Genomic DNA, 21,735 nt, shown 5'->3' on the forward strand with positions numbered 1-21,735 from the left:
ACGTCAGGTCGGCGTCGACCGCGTTCGACAGGCTCACGGCAAAGCTGGCGCTTTGGCCTTCAACCACTAGTGCTGCATCACCAACCGTTAGTGTAGGTTTATCGTTGTCTGTAGGTTTACCTGGGTCAACAGGGCCTGTACCGTCATCTTTGATGGTTAGCGTACCCGTTCCCGTGCCCGTCACGCCCGTCACGCCCGTCGCGCCAGTCACTTTCAGGCTCAGCTTCTCATCACCTTCGTACGTACCGTCGTCTTTAGTCGCGACTTCAACAACTAACTTAGTTTCACCTGCTTTGACGGTGTAAGAGCCGTCAGCGTTAGCTGTCACTACGTTACCTGCGGCATCTTTCACAACAACGCTGGTGATGTCGTCCGCTGTTGCTGTGCCGTAAAGGGTTTCTAACGTAACGCTCACGTCAACTGACGCAGCTTTGCTTAAGCTCACATCGAAACTCACGGTTGAGCCTTCGTTGATAACTTTGCTGTCTTCGATGCTCACTGATGGGCGATCATCTGGATTCACTGGCGGAATAGGATCGGTTGGGTCAACAGGACCGGTACCATCATCTTTTATGGTTAACTCGCCCGTACCTGAGCCTGTCACGCCTGTTGCGCCGGTCACTTTCAGGCTCAGTTTCTCATCACCTTCGTATGTGCCGTCGTCTTTAGTCTCGACTTCAACGACTAACTTAGTTTCACCCGCTTTGACTGTGTAAGAGCCATCAGCGTTTGGTGTCACTACGTTACCTGCAGCATCTTTCACAACAATGCTGGTGATATCATCCGCTGTTGCGGTGCCGTAAAGGGTTTCTAGCGTTACGCTCACGTCGACTGATGCGGCTTTGCTTAAGCTCACATCAAAACTCGCTGTCGAGCCTTCGTTAATCACTTTGCTGTCTTCGATGCTCACCGCTGGGCGATCATCTGGATTCACTGGAGGAATAGGATCCGTTGGGTCAACCGGGCCGGTGCCGTCATCTTTGATGGTCAACTCGCCCGTACCTGAGCCTGTCACGCCGGTGGCTCCCGTCACTTTAAGGCTCAGCTTCTCATCGCCTTCGTATGTGCCGTCGTCTTTGGTCTCGACTTCAACGACTAACTTAGTTTCACCCGCTTTTACGGTGTAAGAGCCATCAGCGTTAGGTGTTACTACGTTACCTGCGGCATCTTTTACCACAATGCTGGTGATATCATCCGCTGTTGCGGTGCCGTAAAGGGTTTCTAGCGTTACGCTCACGTCAACTGATGCGGCTTTGCTTAAGCTCACATCAAAGCTCGCTGTCGAGCCTTCGTTAATCACTTTACTGTCTTCGATGCTCACCGATGGGCGGTCATCTGGATTCACTGGGGGAGTAGGATCGGTTGGGTCAACAGGGCCTGTGCCGTCATCTTTGATGGTTAGCTCGCCCGTACCTGAGCCTGTCACGCCTGTTGCGCCGGTCACTTTTAGGCTTAGCTTCTCGTCACCTTCGTACGTGCCGTCGTCTTTGGTCTCGACTTCAACGACTAACTTAGTTTCACCCGCCTTTACGGTGTAAGAGCCGTCCGCGTTAGGTGTTACTACGTTACCCGACGCATCTTTCACCACAATGCTGGTGATATCATCCGCTGTTGCGGTACCATAAAGGGTTTCTAGCGTTACGCTCACGTCGACTGACGCGGCTTTGCTTAAGCTCACATCAAAGCTCGCTGTCGAGCCTTCGTTAATCACTTTGCTGTCTTCGATGCTCACCGTTGGGCGATCGTCTGGATTCACTGGGGGAGTAGGATCGGTTGGGTCAACAGGGCCAGTGCCGTCATCTTTGATGGTCAACTCGCCAGTACCTGAGCCTGTCACGCCCGTGGCGCCGATCACTTTCAGGCTCAGCTTCTCATCACCTTCGTACGTGCCGTCGTCTTTGGTCTCAACTTCAACGACTAACTTAGTTTCACCCGCTTTGACGGTGTAAGAGCCGTCAGCGTTAGGTGTCACTACGTTACCCGCGGCATCTTTCACAACAACGCTTGTAATGTCGTCCGCTGTTGCCGTTCCGTATAACGTCTCAAGCGTAACGCTTACATCGCCTGACGCAGCTTTACTTAGACTTACGTCGAAAATTGCTGTTGAGCCTTCATTAATGATTTGGCTGTCTTCAATACTTACTGTTGGCTCAACTTCCACTGAGCGGAATAGATCAAGCAAACTTAAGCTTTGAGTACGAGACAGACCTAGGCCTTCGAAACCTGTTGTTACAAATTCGGTAACTGGGATGGTTTCGTCACCATCACGTTCAATAGTTCCACTGCTAACTAGGCTCGAACCTCGTACACCTGCCGCAGTTGCGAACTCTTCGCCTAACTCTGTAGGATCTTGCCCTTCTTTTAAAGCGGCAAAAATATTTTCAATATCTTGGTCAAGATCGACTTCATCGCCATCTTTTCCTTGTGGCGTAAAGCGCTTAACTGAAATCTGAGATTCAGAATTTACATTTTGGGATTCTAAAACGACATCCCCAGCTTGTAATGGCTGGCCGTCTTCTAGGACCGTGATTGTGCCATCTATCGAAATAACAATGCGTTGACCTAATGCTAATGCACCGCTCGCATTCAATACTGTCATGTCCATATAAATCCCTAAGCTCATTTTCTGTTTGCGACGTCAAAATAGTGACATCAATTTTATAATCTAGTGACAATATAACATCTAATGTCATATAATTCCTAGCTATGAATTACATCTTTAATAACTTACAATGTAAACGAATGATAACGGTCACTGAGTGATAATTAAGATGACGAAAACTTCCATATAAGTTATTGTCTTAGGGAAAGATAACCCAAACACTCAAATCAAATTTAAGTACTCAAAATCGACTTAAATTGTACGGCGTTCGGTTAACAACTTTACAACCATTTACGAATGCTCATTGAGCATTCGTTATTTTTTTGGCGGTTCATCTAAATTTGATATATTCAAGCTTAAAAGCGACAAACTTAGGTGATACTCCATTTTTGGGAGATTGAAATTGAACTGGATTAAAACGACTACATTAGGGTTGGCTATTGCACTCAGTTTACCGGCTAGCGCACAGACCTTAGAGCAAGCCGTCGCGTTTACTTTAGAAAGTAACCCTGAAATCAAAGCGGCATATAACCAGTACGTTAGTCAACGTTACCTTAACGATGCTTCTGGTGGAGCTTACCGCCCGAGTATAGATTTAGACGGTGGCATTGGTTACGAATATACGGATTTGGCGACGAATTCGAGCTCAACAGATCTAACACGTAAAGAAGCAGCAATTACGTTGACACAACTCATTTGGGATGGCGCGAATACTTCTAACGACATTGATCGTACCGCTGCTGATGCAGAGTCTGTCCGTTATCAATTGCTATCTAGCGCTCAAGATATTGCACTGCAAGTAACCAAAGTCTATCTTGATTCCGTTAAAGCTTACGAAGTGCTTACACTTTCTGAAAACAATCTGGCGACGCACAAAAATATCTATATAGATATCAAGAAACGAGTTGATTCAGGCATTGGATCTACGGCAGACATGTCTCAGGTAGAAGCTCGTATTGCAAAAGCTCATGGTAATTTGCTGGCAGCTCAAAATAATTTATTTGATGCCCATACTCAATTCAAACGCCTTGTTGGCCAAGCCCCACTAGGCTTGGTATATCCACGTGCTGACGCAGGCTCTATTCCTTATACGATCGACGGTGCTTTGGCAAAAGCCTTTAACCAACACCCGGTTATCAAAATTGCACAAGCTGACGTAGATTCAGCGAAGTTCCAATACAAGCAGTCGAAGAGTACCAACTACCCAACTGTTTCTTTTGAAGCCGCTCAAAGGTGGCGCGATGATGCAGGTGGTACGAAAGGCAACAGCGATGAATTTTCTGCGATGCTTCGCTTAAAGTACAATCTCTATAACGGTGGAGCCGATCAAGACCGTGCCGAAAGTGCCGCTTATCAACTCAACAAAGCAAAAGACCTACGTGAGAGTACTTACCGTAATGTAGAAGAAAGCTTACGCCTTTCATGGAGCGCTCTTGACTTAACCGTTCAGCAGAAAGATTTCTTGTCGGATCACGTAGATTCAGCTTCTGACACCGTTATCTCTTATGAAAAACAATACCGAATTGGTAAGCGTACCCTTCTCGATCTACTTAACACTGAAAATGAACTCTTCGAAGCACGTAAGGGATTTTTAGACGCTAAGTACGATGTACAATACGCAAAGTATAGAGTCATGAATGCGACAGGTAATCTATTAACAGGGTTACGTGTAGAGACTCCACAAGAATGGAATGAAAAGGTAGAATATTAATGAAGCTTCTCAAAACTATACTCCCACTATGCTTCGTGGTTGCTTCTGCCAACATCATGGCTGAAACAAATGATGAATTCACTTATCGTGCTCTTCCTAGCACCACACAAAGTTATGATCTCGAAGATGATGATAATGATGGTGTTATCAACGCTCGCGATTTATGTATAGACACACAAATAGGCGCTGAAATAGATAATGATGGCTGTGGCTCGTATTTCGAGTCTAGCGAAGAAAAAGATCTTCATATTTTATTTGCCAATGACTCTGCAGAAATTAAACCTGTGTTTCTGAGCCAAATTCGTCAAATGGCTGCGTTTCTAAAGCGTTACGAAAACACAAGTATTCAATTGCAAGGTTATGCTAGTAAAGTAGGTAATGCCAAATACAATCTCAAACTCTCAGAAGAGCGTGCCGTCAATGTAAGACGTGCGCTCATCAGCAATGGTATCCCGCCATCAAGGGTCTATACCGTAGGGTACGGAGATGCAGGCTTCCGTGATAATGACACTGAAACTAATCATGCATTGAACAGAAAAGTCGTAGCCTCTGTTGTTGGTTTTAAAGGCAACATCAAAGAAGAGTGGCATATATTTACTAAAATCGGCAAATAGATTCTACCGCACCCAAACCATACTGAAACGTTTGGTAAGCGTTTCAGTATCCTTATAATTCCTTGATCGCCATATACCTCCCCCTTGTATAATGTTAATCTTGTCTTGTTATCAACATAGAGAAATTATTCATGAGCAAACTAACCGCTGATACTCAAGCAAATCTAGAACTTTTCGTTTCTGAAACACAAGAAACTAAACTGGTATGGGGCCTTCGCAACGAAGAAGGTTGGCTAGCATGTGACTCAAGTGAATTCGAAAACAGTGAAGTGATGCCGTTCTGGTCTTCAAAAGAGGACGCTCAGACTCACAACGTTGAAGAGTGGGCAGACTTCGAAGTATTAGAAATCCCACTAGATATCTTTGTAGAAGATTGGTTACTGACCCTAGCTGAAGATGTTGTTCTTGTTGGTACTAACTGGAATGCAACATTAGAAGGCAAAGAACTAGAGCCTTCTGATCTAGCGAAATTATACATCTAGCTTCCAAGATCGGTCGTACAATAGCGTACGACCGGTTACCCATGATAAGCCATTGAGAATTAGAGATTTACCTCACATAACAAACCATCAACTCGCCAAAAAAATTGAAGCAATATCAAACTAACAATAGAATATCGTTCTTTATCTGATTGATATTATCTCGTGATTCACTCCATTTTCATTGCCTTTCTGCTTCTCATCAACCTTTATTCCTTTAGCCAAGCATCAACAGCGGATCATGAATCTTCTCCAACAATTAGCACCTCGGTATTAGATCCCCACGCAACTCCAAATGCTGATTGGAACGCACTCTATCTCTCGACTCTAACTCATTCCCCTTCGCGCGCATTGAACATGCTGCAAACACGCTACACGAGTTCAACAACCTACGGGGATAAGCTCTACCTATCGGCACTGCTATATCAATACATGAGCCAGCGCGATCAACCGTTTTATGGAATCGCTTCAAACGACAGTGACTACCAAGCGATAGAACAAGCGTTTATTAATGCCCTAGTAAATGATGGACAAGGTCAGTACAAAGAAGCTCAACAAGGCTTTTTGTCCATATTAGTAAAAATGCAATCAATCAACGATGTTACAGGTAGAGCATTATTAAAATACCAATTATGTCGTTCTCTCAATGAGCAAGCTAAATACCATCAAGCGAACTATTATTGTTCTGCACTTCAGTCGGATTTGCATGACATTGCTGACCCTGTATTACCAAAATTTGGCACTTATCGAGTGATCGCTAACAATCACCATTTCCGCAGCGACTATCAAGCCGCACTAGATACTTACCTATCACTGATAAGCGTGTTCCCACAAGGACACGATATTTCGGGGATCTATAACGATGTGGGTAATTTGCTCAAAGAGTTAAAGCAATATGATAAATCGGCAGAGTACCTCATAGAAGCACTCGCTCTGAGATCGGATGCTTCTGATTTGATGAAAGCACAAGTTCATCATAGCCTTGCAGATCTTTACCTTAATCAAGGACAAAGTGACCTAGCAATTAATCACTTTCAAAAAGCAAAAGCACTGTTGACTACATCATCTCATAGCTACGGTATTGCGCTAACAACTCTTGGTTTAGGAAAAGCATACACGCAGACGAAGAACTATGATTTGGCGAGAGACTACTTAGTAGAGTCTCTGTCGGCTTCAAGCAAGCTAAACAACGATGTCATTCGAATCAACGCTTTCTTAGCAATCAGCGATATGTTCGAAGACCAAAAACTTAAAACGGAAGCGCTCAATTATGCACTACAAGCTTTGGAGCTATCCGAACAAGTCACAAGACATAAGTACACAGCTCAAGCACTACTTCAACTATCTGATATTCATCAGACACTCAGCGATTACAAGCAAGCTTTCTATTTCTATCAGCGATACTCATTAATACAGTTCGAAACCCGAGATATAGATAACAGGTTGGCTTTTGAAGCACTAGATCTAGCTCATGCTAGGTACGAAAAAGAACTAGAGAGTTCTTTCCTGAGACATCAAGCAAATTTAGACCGACTTCAAATCGAAAAGATGGAACATCAAAGGATGGTGTATAACATCATTGTTATTCTATTGCTGTGTGCGGCTAGCTTTATGATCTTCACAAACAAAGCCATTCGTGCGAAAGCAGCAATCGATGCCATGACAAAGGCGTATAGTCGCACCGAGATAATACGAAGAGTCAAGCGTATCAAAGCCTGTAAAGGAACAGAAAAACAACATGTTCTCGTTTTACTCGATCTCGATAAATTCAAGAAAATTAATGACCAATATGGCCACCCTACTGGTGATAGAGCGCTCGTTCATATAAGTCAGCAAATAAGACAACATTTAATTAAAGGTGAGCTGTTCGGGCGTTTAGGCGGCGAAGAATTTCTGATCGTGCTTACTGATACAAAACCAGCTGAAGTACAAGAGCGTGTAGAGGAGTTACATTATGCCATTTCGAGTGCGGTCTTCTTATCAGAAAACAAAAAGCCACTTAATGTAACCGCGAGCTTTGCTTATTTAGCAACCTCAAACGCATTAAGTGACTTTGATGACTTGTATTCAGTGCTTGACCAGGCGCTGTATCAAGCAAAGAGCAACGGCCGAAACTGCATCATTGATGCTTATAACGAACCTATTGACTCATGAGGTTATTTATTCTCACCCTGCTTGCGAATCAATTCAGCCATAATACCTTGGCGATCACCTAGGTAATCGCTAAGGCCTATTTTGCGTAGTTCACACGCTGGACAGTCGCCGCAGCCATCGCCGATAATACCGTTGTAGCAGGTCAGTGTTTTGTTTCTAACAAGTTCGAGTGCTGAATACTGATCTGCCAACGCCCATGTTTCAGCTTTGTTGAGCCACATTAACGGTGTTTTAATATCAAGCTGCTTATCCATACCTTGTACAAGCGCAGAGTTCATCGCTTTCACAAAGTCATTACGACAATCAGGGTAGCCTGAAAAATCTGTTTCACACACACCCGTGATTACGGTATTTGCACCGATTTGGTAAGCGTAAATACCCGCCAAAGTTAAGAACAGAATATTACGACCGGGAACGAAAGAATTCGGTAGCCCATTCTCTTGTAGCTCATGAGAGACGGGAATATCGTCACGAGTAAGAGAGCTAATAGCCAGTTCATTCAACAGAGTCACATCCATTACTTTGTGCGCTTTCACACCAAGTTCTTTCGACAATGACTCAGCAACTTCGATCTCGAGTCTATGGCGCTGACCATAATCAAACGTAATCGCATGAACTTCATCATACTCTTTTAATGCTTGAACAAGACACGTTGTTGAGTCTTGACCACCACTGAATACTACAACTGCTTTTTTCATCTTAAATCCTTACGAGAATCTTCTACTAGCGACTTATATAGGCAAGTAAACAAATACAACCTATGCGATGCTCAAATATTTGTGAGTTTGGATTGATAAGCGCCAATTGCGCTCAATGCAGGTATCAATACAAAGCTGAGTAGCGCGGTCTTTTTGGCTGATTGGTTGCAGAGCGATAACAGTGTCGCTAGCAACCGCAGCTCGCTCCAATAAACCGTCAAGCTGTTCGATGTCTTTGCTTGTGCCTACTGGATGCTTAATTTCGTTAGCACGTTGTAAGGCGCTATCTAAAATTTCCAGTTTCGCTTTCATCGCCACCTTCGGTGACACCGTAATCCAAGTGTCCGATGTCGCTTTTACTTCCGATGTTCCGCTGGTCTCAATCTGACAGCGACAACCGTGTTGCTCAAATGCTTCAGTGAGAGGGACAAGATCATAAATGCACGGCTCGCCACCGGTAATCACAATGTGCTTAGCTGTGTAACCTTGTTTGATGTATTCATTCACGATTCCTTGAGCATCAATTGCTGACCAAGTCGGTGAATCTTCTGTCTTAACCATAATATCGCCAAGGCTAGTTTCATCATCAGGTAATGCTTCCCACGTCTGTTTGGTGTCACACCAAGAACAGCCTACTGGGCAAATTTGTAGACGAACAAACACAGCAGGAACGCCGGTAAATACGCCCTCGCCCTGGATGGTTTCAAACATTTCATTAATCTTGTACAACTTTCCCTCAGCTCAATCATTTGATGAAATTAATCAACCGCAGACCTTAAAGCACTTGCCCCTTTTGGTCAAACAAATGAGTACTGATAAATGAGTTGATCAAAGCCCTGGCCTGAGCTTTCAAGTTCCCTTATCCTTTCGCCCATTAGATTTTGTTAGCTTTTAATTTTTTGGTAAGGAACAACATGTACAAACTGATTGCTCTTGATATGGATGGCACACTGCTCAACAGTAATAAGGTAATTTCTCAAGAGAACAAAGACGCGATAGCTAAAGCTCGCGCTGCAGGTGTGAAAGTGGTTCTGGCTTCTGGTCGCCCTTTAGAAGGCATGCAGAGTAAGCTAGACGAGCTTTTCATCAACGGCGAAGATGACTTTGTACTCTTCTACAACGGCTCTATGGTTCAGAATGTATCGACAAAAGAGATCATTCACAGCGAGATCAGCAATGGTAAAGCCGCGAAACAGATTGCTGCATTAGCACAAGAGCTAGGTGGTTATGTGCATGCCTTCAGCAAGGTTCATGGCTTAATAACACCTGAAAACAATGAGTACACCGCTATTGAAGCGCGTATTAACGGCTTAGAGATTACCGAGTTCGACTTTTCTCAACTAGAAGACGACCATGAAATTATCAAAACAATGATTGTCGCAGAACCAAGCAAGCTGACTAAAATCATCGGCAAGTTGCCACAAGAGCTTAAGACTCAATTTACTATCGTGCAAAGTGCACCATTCTTCTTAGAGTTCCTAAACCCAAATTCAAACAAGGGTGTCGGTATTGAGGCGATAGCTAAGCACTTGGGTATTACAGCAGAAGAAGTAATCTGCATGGGTGACGCTGAAAACGATCATCATATGCTTGAATACGCTGGCCTTGGCATTGCAATGGAAAACGCAATGGAAGAAACCAAGAAACTAGCGGATCACATCACAGCGAGCAACGACGACCATGGTGTAGCGGTCGCTATTGAGAAATTTATCTTCAACTCATAAACGCTCAGCAGCTATAGTGAGAATTACTTTTTGCTTGTTGCACAAATGACAAAGGCTGTGCACTGCACAGCCTTTTTTGATTTTATATTAGTCGGTTCGCCTACTCTCTTTTCCATGGCAGACGAAACGCCACTACACCAAATAGAATCAAGATTGGGAAACGTAAGGTCTCAACGATAAATGAAGCGATGCCACTGAATGAGACGAAACTTCCTGCCCAGCTAATCAGCAGATTTCCCGCTAACAACATCGCCATCACTCCAAATACAATCTTGAATGAGAACTGGCCGACCAAAGGCTTCGAATCCGTTAACGTTACTAAGCATGCAATCGTCATCAAAATTGCCACCCAGAAAGAGAATGTTGGCAGTGGCCATATCACCGTGAGAACAATCGACAGTAAGCACAATGCCCACCAGACACCTTTAGAGCTTAATAAGGCACTAATATCAACATCAGGTTTCGCATCTAATCTCACGATGTGCCAAGTCGTTAACGCGCCCAATACGCCTCCCATTAAGACATCACTAAAGAACGCACTGCCTGAATAAGACGTAAATAGCATAATCCACAGTAGGCCCGCGAGCACTATCAAAATCGATTTTTGCTCCAAGAGGCGCTTTAGTTTCCAAAAGACTAACAAGGTTAAACTCACCCACAAGCCAGCCAATAAACTTGGAAAGCTATACCCACTGCTCATCACTAGCTTCAATGTTGGCAAGTAAGCATGCGGACGTGGAAAACCAAACCCTTGATGGGCGATTAAAGTGAGCAATGTCACCGAGATCAAAGTGAATCCAAACTTCAACGCGAAGTTACGGCCAAAATGCCAAGCAATTAGCGGCAATATCACGATGAAAACCCATGGCTTCGCTAACGAGTCAGTTAAAAGCACAGTATTCGCAAACACGCTTGGCATATTATCGAACGCGTTTTGAAGCGACACAATCCAATTTAATTCAACTTGATGGACTTTCGGTGCCGCGCCCACCAGCTCAGTCACATACGTCACAGGTTGATCTGTCGCAGATAAAAACAACTCATTAATCTCTGACCACTGCTCTGGGTAACGATATTGCTTTGCTTCCAACTCAGTGGGAGGAAGTAACATCGCTCTACTAACTTCCACGCCATAATGAGGAGCAAACCAGATTGGTAGCTCAAAGCCACCTAACTCATTTCGAGCTTTGTAACTGATCACTTCAGAGTCAGAAATACAATCAAACACGACGGCACTGTCTGTATAACCCAGTACATCACCGACCGTTACCGACAAACCCGCCTCTTCCCAAGTTTCTCGTTGCGCCGCGACCGATGGCGGTTCACCAGAAACCACAGTGCCTCCCGGTAGAGACAATTGACCTGTAATCAACTCATCAACCAACACGATTTGGTTATCAGCACGTACTACACACAAGGCGCCCGCAATATGATCGGGCAAAGTGTTGCTTGCCCAAGCGGAAGTAGTACTCAAAAGAGATAATATGAAAACTAATAAATATCGAATAGCCAACGAGTTTACCTAAAAATAAGAGAAAAAGTTAAAGACTGCTCTAGTGTAATCAAACACGCACAAAATCGCTGTCTACGTTTTGTGCAAAGCCTTCCTCATCCATTGAATGTGAGGTGTGAACCCCATTTTTTGATAGAAGTCCTTGGCAGGTGAATTAAAGTCCCAAACCTCTACAAAGACTTGTTCAACCCCATAATCATCAAAAGTCGCTTCAACTTTGCTAAACAACTTTTCAGCAATCGATTCTTTTCTATAATCAGGCAAAACAAACAGTTCATCGACACTCCCCATCGGCACCGATTTACTCACCGTTGAGATAAGCTCACAAAAATGTCCGGAGATAAAGCCAACAATGAGCTCACCTTTTAATGCCACATAAACCAAGCATTCAGGATCATCCAAGTAACGTGCAATGCTTTTTTCCTGCTCAATCTCTTCTGCCGTTTTAAAGTGCTCTGGGCTAGCAAGGTGGTGGTGATGGTGGAGATCGAACATTAACTCGTTAAGTTGTTCCAAATCCGCGTGCTTTGCGGCCCTTAAGGTGACATTCATGACTATTGCGCTTCTCAAACCAAATTAATATCTAAACTGAGTCTAGTTTACTTGGCGTGAGTATCTATACAAGTTATTGAATTAATTCATTGTTTGAAGTGTGTATTTTAGATACAAAAACGGCCACATTACGTGGCCATTCTGTTTGAATGATTTTGAATTAAACGAATATCGAAGCTGTGGCTTTTGCTGTAGCTTCAGCTTTATGCACCGTTATCTTCTTTCTCTTCTTTGAGATCAGCAAGCTGTTGTTCTAGTTCAATTAGCTTAATTTCCGCCTCTACTTCAGCAACTCGCTTTTCTGCATCGGTGCGATTGTCTTGCGCTAGACCATCAGCAGTAACTTGGGTTCGTTGTGCGTTTCTTGCATCGTCCGTATCTTTCATTGAACCAGCAACACCACCTGTCACACCACCCAATGCAGCACCCTTAACGGCCAAACTTGCATCTCCAGTCAATGCACCAGCCGTAGCACCTAGCAATGCACCACCTATAGCACCGCGGTTACGCGCAGCGTTTTCATTTTCGTTGTCTGTCGCTGGTGATGCACAACCAGAAAGAGTCACAATTAATGTTGCTAGCAATAAAGGTTTAGTGAATGTCATGAGTGTCTCGCTTAGTTCTTCGTTTGGAATGAAGCTATCTTAAGCAGAACCGTTAACCAGATAAATAAAGCCACCTTTAGACGATACATCATACTCAGCTATGTATTTCGTAGTTAACACATAACCAATTGATGACGTATCACATTGGTGTGCTTAATTCATCAGACACAAAAAAGGCGACCAACAAGGTCGCCTTAAGAATAATTGCCGTTCAGGTTTAGTCTTTGGACCAAAAATTCTGCATATCCGTAGTACTTGGAGGTGGCCGTACGCCACAATCTCGATAATGATTTTTATCACCTATCCCCAGTATTTTACCATTTTCATCATTAATCATAGCGGCAACTTTAACACCGTCTCCCACATGACGAGTCAACACGACAATTTCACCGGCTCTTTCAGATCTTACCGCACCTAAGATTTGATATTCGTAGCGGCCTTTCCTTGAATTAACAATCATCTTCGAGTTGATCGGGTCGGCTTCATACCCTACGCCAATATCAAAAACCGCTTGATACAAATCGACACCAGTCTTAGATACGCATTTAAATACTTTGGGATGACTCAAAGGTTCTAACAACGTTCTGCTGATATCATTCTTTGAAATGGCAGCATTAGCAGCACCACTCACAAGTAAAGTTATGAGTAAAAGGTAGGCTCGCATAAAAAGACCTCAATATGTGGGATTCATAATGAGGTCATATTAAGCGCAATGGGTAAGCGGATGAATAAAGTAGAGTTTAGGTAAACCATCACGTTTGGCTATGCGTTTATAAACGCACCAAATAGAGATTAACTAATCTTCAAAGTTCATCTACCTAGCTTTTCTGCAATTTCCGTTAAGCTTGTTGGATCATCAATAGTAGAAGGCACCACATATTGCTCACCTTCGGCTATCTGTCGAATAGTTCTACGTAAGATCTTACCTGAACGTGTCTTGGGTAGTCTCTCAACAACCAAGGCTTGCTTAAAACAGGCTACCGCGCCAATCTCATTGCGAACCTTGCCAACCAACTCCGCTTGCAGTTCAATGCCATCGACTTTTACGCCATCTTTCAGCACAACTAAACCAAGAGGTAACTGCCCTTTTAAGTCATCGTGAATACCGACTACCGCACATTCTGCAATGGCTGGGTGACCACCCACGATCTCTTCCATTTCTCCCGTCGACAGACGGTGTCCCGCTACGTTTATCACATCGTCGATACGGCCCATGATAAATAAATACCCATCTTCATCAAGATAGCCACCGTCCCCAGAAACATAATAGCCCGGGAACTGACTCAAATAGCCGGATTCAAACCGATCATGATTGCGCCATACCGTGGGTAAACAACCAGGCGGCAATGGTCGTTTAAGTGCCACAAACCCTTGTTGATTCGTTTGTGCGATTTCACCCAACTCATTGAGGATCTCCACTTGGTAACCCGGAACAGGTTTGGTTGAAGAACCCGCTTTTACAGGTAAAGACTCTAGCCCTGTAGGATTCGCAGAGATAGCCCAACCCGTTTCGGTTTGCCACCAGTGGTCGATAACCGGTTTATTGGTATGAGACTCGACCCAATCCAATGTTGGCGGGTCCAAACGCTCTCCCGCCATAAAAATCGACTTGAGCGATGATAAGTCATACTTGGTGAGCAGCTCACCTTCAGGATCTTCTTTCTTGATTGCTCTAAATGCCGTTGGCGCGGAAAACAATACATCGACGTTGTACTCTTCACACACACGCCAGAATGCGCCGGGGTCTGGTGTTCTGACTGGCTTGCCTTCAAACAAAATGGTCGTACAGCCATGAATCAATGGCGCATAAACAATGTAGGAATGCCCCACTACCCAGCCGACATCAGAAGCTGCCCAAAACACACCATCTTGCGGCATATCGTAGATAGTGCTCATCGAGTATTTCATGGCAACCGCATGACCACCATTATCGCGCACCACGCCTTTTGGCTTACCCGTCGTTCCTGATGTATACAAGATATATAGTGGGTCAGTTGCTAGAACAGGCACGCACACATGAGGTAATGCATCGCTAACCGCTTGCTGCCAAAGTACATCACGTTCATTGTTCAATTCGGCGAGAGACTGCTCTCTTTGGAATACCACCACTTTTTCGGGCTTCCAACGACTGTCCATGATAGCCCTGTCGACCATTGGCTTGTATGGCAGAACCTTGTTTATCTCGACACCGCAGGAGGCAGTAATCAACACTTTTGGTTCAGCATCTTCGATCCGAACTGCTAATTCATGAGGGGCAAAACCACCAAACACCACCGAGTGAACCGCGCCTAGTCGAGCACAAGCCAGCATTGCCATTGCCGCTTCAGGAATCATTGGCATGTAGATCACCACACGATCGCCTTTAGTAACGCCTTGCGTGGCTAACATGCCTGCGACTTTAGCCACTTGGTCACGCAATTGATTGTAAGTGTATGAGGATTGATTTCCTGTAACTGGAGAATCGTAAATCAGCGCGGTATTGCCACCACGGCCATTTTCACAATGGTAATCAAGCGCGAGCCAGCAGGTGTTCATCACCCCATCAGGAAACCAACGCTCAATACCGTTATCGTCCGTTTGTAAAATTGTTTTCGGTGGTTCAAACCAATCTATCGCTTGTGCTTGTGTTTCCCAGAACGAATTTGGGTCTTCCCTCGCCCATTGATACTCGGTGATATAATCGGTTTTTCTGTTTATTCGATTCGTAGCAGACATAGTGCCTCCTCCATGATTTATCCATTAGTCCAAGCGCCTAGCTTTTGGCAGTAGCACTTGATTGCACTCTTTTCTCAGCGTTGTGTTCGTGAACATTTAACCGTTCACGACAATCGCTTTACTTAGGAAAAGGCACTCGAATGGCACCTTCCATGATCACTCGGGCACTACGACTCATAATCGCCCGTTCTATTTTCCAACCGCTTTCCGTCTGAATAGCTTTAGCACCCACTTTTAAGGTTCCTGATGGATGACCAAAGGTAACAAAATCTCGGGAACCCTCACCGACTGCCAAGTTCACTAACGTACCTGGCACACTCGCCGCTGAAGCAATGGCGACTGCCGCCGTACCCATCATAGCGTGATGCAATTGTCCCATAGACAAAGCACGCACCAGAAGGTCAGTATCTTCGACAGCAACCGATTTACCACTGGAGGCTTGGTACGCTTGAGGCTTAGCAACAAACGCGACTTTAGGTGTATGTTGACGTGATTCAGCTTGTTCTAAAGAATCAATAATACCCATCGCCACTGCGCCATGTGCTCGTATGGATTCAAACAGAGCCAAGGCTTTTGAATCACTGTTAATATCCGATTGAAGCTCTGTGCCTTGATAGCCCACCGATTCAGCATCAACAAAAATGGTTGGTATTCCTGCATTGATGTATGTCGCTTTGATGCAGCCCAATTCGGGAACATCTAAAAAATCGACAACATTCCCTGTTGGAAACATTGAACCACTCGCATCGGCTGGGTCTAGGAAATCAACTTGGATTTCAGCAGCGGGGAAAGTGACACCATCGAGTTCAAAGTCACCTAACTCTTGGACTTCACCTTTAACGATGGGCACGTGAACAACCATGGTTTTCTTTATATTCACTTGCCATACTCGCACCTCGACCACACCGTTTTCTGGAATGCGATTCGAGTCGACTAGGCCACTATGAATAGCAAATGGGCCCACTGCAGCAGACAGATTGCCGCAGTTACCGCTCCAATCAACAAACGGCTTGTCAATTGCTACTTGGCCGAATAAGTAATCAACATCGTGATCGGCTTTACTGCTTTTCGAAACAATAACGGTTTTACTGGTACTGGATGTTGCACCGCCCATGCCGTCGGTTTGTTTGCCATAAGGATCTGGACTACCAATCACGCGCAGAAGTAATGCGTCTCGAGCTTCTCCGGCAACTTGCGCAGCTTCAGGTAAGTCACTTAAGTTGAAAAAGACACCTTTGCTTGTTCCGCCCCGCATATAGGTAGCAGGTACTTTTATCTGTTTGATGTTCATAACTAGCTCCTAATTTGCAAGAAAGTCTTTAGCGAAACGTTGCAATACGCCACCAGCGCTGTACACATTCACTTCGTCAGCGGTGTCTAGTCGGCAGGTTACTGGCACATCAAGCTTTTCACCGTTTTTACGAGTGATGACTAGAGCCAAATCAGAACCTGCTTCAATGTCACCGTACATGTCGTAAAGTTCGGTGCCATCGAGTTGTAAGGTATTGCGATTGGTTCCCGCTTTAAACTGCAAAGGCAACACACCCATTCCAACTAAGTTGGTTCTGTGGATTCGTTCAAAGCCTTCGGCAACAATCACTTCAACACCCGCTAAGCGCACACCTTTGGCAGCCCAATCACGTGATGAACCTTGTCCATAATCGGCACCCGCCACGACAATCAAGGGTTGTTTACGATTCATGTAGGTTTCAATCGCTTCCCACATTCGCGTAACTTGACCTTCAGGTTCAACTCTTGCTAATGAACCTTGCACGACTTCTCCAGCGTCCTTCACCATTTCGTTAAACAGCTTAGGGTTGGCGAATGTTGCTCGTTGCGCGGTTAAGTGATCGCCTCGATGGGTCGCGTAAGAGTTAAAGTCCTCTTCTGGCACTTCCATTTTGGTGAGGTATTCCCCCGCAGCGCTCGAAGCGAGAATCGCATTTGAAGGGGATAAGTGATCTGTGGTGATGTTGTCACCCAGAATCGCTAAAGGTCTCATACCAGATAGGCTTCGTTCTCCCGCAAGAGCCCCTTCCCAATAAGGTGGTCTGCGAATATAGGTACTTTGAGGCCGCCAGTCATAAAGCGGTTCAGTCGTCACCTGTTCCTCGTCTGGCTGGAACATTTTCACGTAGATTTGTTGGAATTGCTGAGGCTTAACGTGCTCACCGACAACGGCATCGATCTCGGCATCACTCGGCCATAAATCACTTAAGTAGATTGGCTTACCATTGTTGTCGGTGCCTAAGCTGTCTTTCTCGATATCAAAGCGAATCGTGCCAGCCAACGCGTAAGCAACCACCAATGGCGGTGAGGCTAAAAACGCTTGTTTTGCATAGGGATGGATTCGACCATCAAAGTTTCGATTCCCTGACAACACAGAGGTTGAGTACAGGTCGCGGTCGATGATCTCTTGTTGGATTGTAGGATCCAACGCCCCACTCATTCCGTTACAGGTAGTACACGCATAACCCACGATACCGAAGCCTAATTGTTCCAGCTCAGGTAGCAAACCTGCCGACTCAAGATAGAGCTTGGCAACTTTAGAGCCCGGCGCAAATGACGTTTTCACCCACGGCTTACGAACTAATCCAAGCAGGTTGGCTTTCTTAGCCACTAATGCTGCGGCGACCACGTTTCTTGGGTTGCTGGTGTTGGTACAAGAAGTAATTGCCGCAATGATTACGGCACCATCGGGCATCTGATCATCGCTGTACTGCTTAGCATGCTGCTCTCTCCAAGATGCTTGACTGATGCCTTGTTCAGCCAGCTCTCTGGTTGGCAAACGACGATGTGGATTGGATGGCCCTGCTAGATTGCGCTCAACCTTCGATAAATCAAACTCTAATACACGTTCGTATTGAGCAGAGTCTAGATCGTCAGCCCATAGCCCGGTTTGCTTGGCGTAGCGTTCGACTAGTTCAACCTGCTCAGGCTCTCGACCAGTGAGTTTCAGGTATTGAATAGTCTGCTCATCGATATAGAACATACCCGCTGTCGCACCGTACTCTGGCGTCATGTTGGAGATGGTTGCGCGGTCACCAATGGTCAGTGCACGAGCCCCTTCACCGAAGAATTCCAAATAGCTTGAGACCACTCTCTCATTGCGAAGGAACTCTGTAATTGCGAGCACAATATCAGTCGCTGTAATGCCTTCTTGTCTCTGACCGATAAGTTTAACACCGACTATGTCAGGCAAACGCATCATCGACGGACGACCGAGCATCACAGTTTCAGCTTCCAAGCCGCCCACACCAATCGCAATAACGCCCAGAGCATCAACGTGCGGTGTATGGCTGTCTGTGCCGACACAAGTATCAGGAAACGCGATGCCCTCTTTGGATTGAATCACCGGAGACATTTTCTCCAAGTTAATCTGGTGCATGATCCCGTTACCCGCAGGGATCACACTCACGTTTTCAAACGCGGTTTTACACCATTCAATAAAGTGAAAACGGTCTTCGTTTCTGCGCTCTTCAATCGCGCGGTTTTTATCAAACGCTTGGTTATCAAAGCCTGCATGTTCCACGGCTAACGAGTGGTCAACAATCAATTGGGTTTCGACCACTGGGTTTACCTTGGCAGGGTCGCCACCTTGATCGGCAATCGCATCGCGTAAGCCAGCTAAATCAACTAAAGCGGTCTGACCTAGAATGTCATGACACACGACACGCGCAGGATACCAAGGAAAATCTAAATCGCTCTTACGTTCAATAATCTGTTTTAAGCTGTCTTTAAGGGTTTCAGGTTCACAACGTCTTACCAATTGTTCTGCTAATACTCGCGACGTATAAGGCAAGGTTTTATAACTGCCCGGAGATATCGCTTCTACCGCTTCGCAAGCATCGAAATACTCTAAATGGGTTCCGGGTAAAAGTTTCCGGTACTGATTTTTATCAGGGTACTGAGCTTGTTCAAGTTTTACATCAGACATACATCCACCATTATCTGTTAAATTCTATTCGTTGGTTCTCGAGGCCTTATCACATGAAGAGAAAAGTCACCTCGAGATATAAGTCGGCTCGATATAGAGAACTAACGTAAATGGATTGGTAGCCAGTCTTGATGCTCTGGCCCGGTGTAGTCTGCACTTGGACGAATAATTCGATTGTTTTCTCTTTGCTCGAATACGTGTGCCGTCCAACCCGTAAGGCGGCTCATCACGAAGATAGGAGTAAACAATTTGGTTGGGATGTCCATGAAGTGATAAGCCGATGCATGGAAGAAGTCAGCATTACAGAACAAGCCTTTCTCGCGCTTCATTACCGCTTCAACACGTTCTGAAACGGCGTAAAGCTGTTGATCTCCCACCTCTTGAGCTAGCTCTTTTGACCAACGCTTGATTAGAGCATTTCGCGGGTCGCTTTCACGATAAATGGCATGACCGAAGCCCATGATTTTGTCTTTGTTAGCAAGCATCTGCATGATGTTAGTTTCTGCTTCATCAGCGGTTTGCCAATCTTGGATCATTTCCATCGCCGCTTCATTCGCACCGCCATGTAAAGGACCTCTCAACGTACCAATCGCTGCGGTGACACAAGAGTGTATATCTGACAGTGTGGATGCACACACACGAGCGGCAAAGGTTGAAGCATTAAACTCATGTTCCGCGTAAAGGGTTAGCGAGCAGTGCATCACCTTCTTATGAAGTTCACTAGGTGTTTTATCCGTTAGCATTTTCAAGAAGTAGCCACCCAGACAGGCTTCACTTTTATCTTCAGTATCAATTCGCACGCCATCATGGCTAAAGCGGTACCAATAACAAATAATGGCAGGGAAAAGCGCGAGCATTCGTTCAGTCGCGGGCAGTTGCTCAGAAAAATCAGACTCTTGCTCTAGATTACCTAGCATTGAACAGCCCGTTCTCATCACATCCATTGGATGAGCGTCTGCTGGGATAAGCTCTAGTGCTGCTTTCAAAGGTTGAGGCAAGCCGCGCAGACCAACCAACAATATTTTGTAATCATCGAGCTCTTTTTCAGTGGGTAAGTGACCTCTTAGTAGCAGATGCGCCACTTCTTCGAACTGAGCATGATTAGCAAGGTCGGTTATATCATAGCCACGGTAGGTCAAACCCGTTCCTGACTGGCCTACCGTACATAGCGCCGTAGTTCCCGCACTTTGGCCACGTAGACCAGCACCACCGATTGCAGGTGCACTTGCTGTTTTTGCGCTTTGTTGTTGGTTTTCTGTTGAAGCCTTATCGACAGCTGCTTTATCACTCAAAGATACAGACATGGTGAACTCCTTTTCTGTGTTAGCCGCCTGCACTCTTTGGTGCTGCCTGTTTATGTGTCCGGTGATCTTTATCATCGGTACTGGATATGGCGACTAACCATTTCACGTTATTGGATTAAGTTGAATTTTGATTAATTGAAACTGGTTTACCCTTCGCTTGAAAACAACTGATCAAGCTTGTTCTCGTAGTCGTGGTAATTCAGGTGTTCGTAAAGCTCTTTACGGGTTTGCATTGAATCCAACAGAGCTTCTTGATTGCCTTCAACTAACAAGTGCTTGTAAACATTCTCCGCCGCTTTGTTCATCGCACGGAACGCACTCAATGGATAAAGCACCATGTCGACACTTGATTGGGCCAACTCGTTACAGTTATAGAGCGGCGTTTGGCCAAACTCAGTGATGTTCGCAAGAATAGGCACGTGCTTACCCGTTGCTGATTTCAACGCCGCCGAGAACTTCACGTATTGATCGAGTTGATTCATCGCTTCAGGGAAAATCATGTCAGCGCCCGCTTCAACACACGCAATCGCTCGTTCAATCGCACTATCAATGCCTTCAACCGCCAATGCATCCGTACGAGCCATAATCACAAAGCTTTCGTCGGTTCTAGCATCAGTTGCAGCCTTAACTCTATCGACCATCTCTTGCTGACTTACAATCGCTTTATTTGGTCGATGACCACAGCGTTTCTGGGCCACTTGATCTTCCATGTGAATCGCGGCTGCGCCTGCCTTCTCCATCGCTCGAATGGTACGTGCAATATTGAATGCGCCACCAAATCCCGTATCGATATCCACCAGCAATGGCAGATCACACGCGTTGGTAATACGTTCAACATCGACCAACACATCGTTCAATGTCGTTATACCTAAATCAGGCAAACCATAAGACGCATTGGCGATGCCTCCACCCGACAAATAGATCGCCTGATGCCCCAAGTTCTTTGCCATCATCGCGCAATACGGATTCACCGTACCCACGATCTGCAATGGGTCGTTGTCTTGCACAGTTTGTCGGAACTTTGCTCCTGCTGATAACTTCATAATGACGCTCCCTGTTAATTGTTTATTTCTAGCTAATCTTTAAGACTTACGGCTTTTGGTTATCGCCAGCACTGATCTGCTGAC

The 21,735-nt window shown here is 45.2% G+C and carries 17 protein-coding genes; 5 read left to right on the forward strand and 12 right to left on the reverse strand.

Annotated elements, in window-relative coordinates; translation table 11 throughout:
* A partial coding sequence (locus AB6C75_RS14375) for a Calx-beta domain-containing protein (RefSeq protein ID WP_372108025.1) occupies nt 1–2,605 on the reverse strand: 2,605 nt, incomplete at its 3' end.
* 400 nt (nt 2,606–3,005) lie between these two features.
* On the opposite strand from AB6C75_RS14375, the gene AB6C75_RS14380 reads away from it, so the two are divergent.
* From AB6C75_RS14380 to AB6C75_RS14395, 4 genes are all read left to right on the forward strand, one after another.
* Complete coding sequence (locus AB6C75_RS14380) at nt 3,006–4,313, forward strand: TolC family outer membrane protein (RefSeq protein WP_009846631.1); 1,308 nt, start codon at nt 3,006–3,008, stop codon at nt 4,311–4,313.
* Nucleotides 4,313–4,927, forward strand: coding sequence for an OmpA family protein (locus AB6C75_RS14385; RefSeq protein WP_371709686.1), 615 nt, complete (start codon nt 4,313–4,315; stop codon nt 4,925–4,927). The genes AB6C75_RS14380 and AB6C75_RS14385 overlap by 1 nt, the downstream gene beginning before the upstream one ends.
* A 131-nt stretch (nt 4,928–5,058) precedes the next feature.
* Nucleotides 5,059–5,409: a DUF2750 domain-containing protein gene (locus tag AB6C75_RS14390; RefSeq protein ID WP_372108026.1), complete on the forward strand. Its 351-nt coding sequence runs from the start codon at nt 5,059–5,061 to the stop codon at nt 5,407–5,409.
* A gap of 162 nt (nt 5,410–5,571) precedes the next feature.
* On the forward strand, nt 5,572–7,560 hold the full coding sequence (locus AB6C75_RS14395) for a diguanylate cyclase (RefSeq protein ID WP_372108027.1): 1,989 nt from the start codon (nt 5,572–5,574) through the stop codon (nt 7,558–7,560).
* A 2-nt stretch (nt 7,561–7,562) separates the two neighbouring features.
* On the opposite strand, the gene queC is transcribed toward AB6C75_RS14395, so the two are convergent.
* Both queC and queE read right to left on the reverse strand, forming a co-directional pair.
* The gene (gene queC / locus AB6C75_RS14400) at nt 7,563–8,258 is read right to left on the reverse strand and encodes a 7-cyano-7-deazaguanine synthase QueC (protein ID WP_371702283.1); all 696 of its coding nucleotides are present in this window, start codon (nt 8,256–8,258) and stop codon (nt 7,563–7,565) included.
* Between the two features lie 60 nt (nt 8,259–8,318).
* Nucleotides 8,319–8,987: a 7-carboxy-7-deazaguanine synthase QueE gene (queE, locus tag AB6C75_RS14405; protein ID WP_372108028.1), complete on the reverse strand. Its 669-nt coding sequence runs from the start codon at nt 8,985–8,987 to the stop codon at nt 8,319–8,321.
* A gap of 185 nt (nt 8,988–9,172) precedes the next feature.
* On the opposite strand from queE, the gene AB6C75_RS14410 reads away from it, so the two are divergent.
* On the forward strand, nt 9,173–9,982 hold the full coding sequence (locus AB6C75_RS14410) for a Cof-type HAD-IIB family hydrolase (protein ID WP_372093326.1): 810 nt from the start codon (nt 9,173–9,175) through the stop codon (nt 9,980–9,982).
* A gap of 100 nt (nt 9,983–10,082) precedes the next feature.
* On the opposite strand, the gene AB6C75_RS14415 is transcribed toward AB6C75_RS14410, so the two are convergent.
* From AB6C75_RS14415 to prpB, 9 genes are all read right to left on the reverse strand, one after another.
* Complete coding sequence (locus AB6C75_RS14415) at nt 10,083–11,495, reverse strand: NUDIX domain-containing protein (protein ID WP_372108029.1); 1,413 nt, start codon at nt 11,493–11,495, stop codon at nt 10,083–10,085.
* 72 nt (nt 11,496–11,567) lie between these two features.
* Nucleotides 11,568–12,047, reverse strand: a complete 480-nt coding sequence (locus tag AB6C75_RS14420; RefSeq protein ID WP_017093208.1) for a GNAT family N-acetyltransferase — start codon at nt 12,045–12,047, stop codon at nt 11,568–11,570.
* A gap of 203 nt (nt 12,048–12,250) precedes the next feature.
* Nucleotides 12,251–12,652 (reverse strand): glycine zipper domain-containing protein, encoded by a 402-nt coding sequence (locus AB6C75_RS14425; RefSeq protein WP_065679847.1) that lies wholly within the window; start codon nt 12,650–12,652, stop codon nt 12,251–12,253.
* A 217-nt stretch (nt 12,653–12,869) separates the two neighbouring features.
* Nucleotides 12,870–13,316, reverse strand: a complete 447-nt coding sequence (locus AB6C75_RS14430; protein WP_372108030.1) for a hypothetical protein — start codon at nt 13,314–13,316, stop codon at nt 12,870–12,872.
* A 146-nt stretch (nt 13,317–13,462) separates the two neighbouring features.
* Entirely contained in the window at nt 13,463–15,367 is a 1,905-nt protein-coding gene (locus tag AB6C75_RS14435; RefSeq protein WP_372108031.1) for a propionyl-CoA synthetase, read from the reverse strand.
* A 118-nt stretch (nt 15,368–15,485) separates the two neighbouring features.
* Complete coding sequence (gene prpF, locus AB6C75_RS14440; protein WP_372108032.1) at nt 15,486–16,658, reverse strand: 2-methylaconitate cis-trans isomerase PrpF; 1,173 nt, start codon at nt 16,656–16,658, stop codon at nt 15,486–15,488.
* A gap of 9 nt (nt 16,659–16,667) precedes the next feature.
* Nucleotides 16,668–19,304, reverse strand: a complete 2,637-nt coding sequence (gene acnD / locus AB6C75_RS14445) for a Fe/S-dependent 2-methylisocitrate dehydratase AcnD (RefSeq protein ID WP_372108033.1) — start codon at nt 19,302–19,304, stop codon at nt 16,668–16,670.
* Nucleotides 19,305–19,405: 101 nt separating this feature from the next.
* The gene (prpC, locus tag AB6C75_RS14450; protein WP_265120702.1) at nt 19,406–20,608 is read right to left on the reverse strand and encodes a 2-methylcitrate synthase; all 1,203 of its coding nucleotides are present in this window, start codon (nt 20,606–20,608) and stop codon (nt 19,406–19,408) included.
* Between the two features lie 146 nt (nt 20,609–20,754).
* Complete coding sequence (gene prpB / locus AB6C75_RS14455; RefSeq protein WP_372108034.1) at nt 20,755–21,651, reverse strand: methylisocitrate lyase; 897 nt, start codon at nt 21,649–21,651, stop codon at nt 20,755–20,757.
* Nucleotides 21,652–21,735: the final 84 nt, after the last annotated feature.

The sequence above is a fragment of the Vibrio sp. 10N.237.312.B06 genome (assembly GCF_041464685.1).
GTDB lineage: Bacteria > Pseudomonadota > Gammaproteobacteria > Enterobacterales > Vibrionaceae > Vibrio > Vibrio tasmaniensis_A.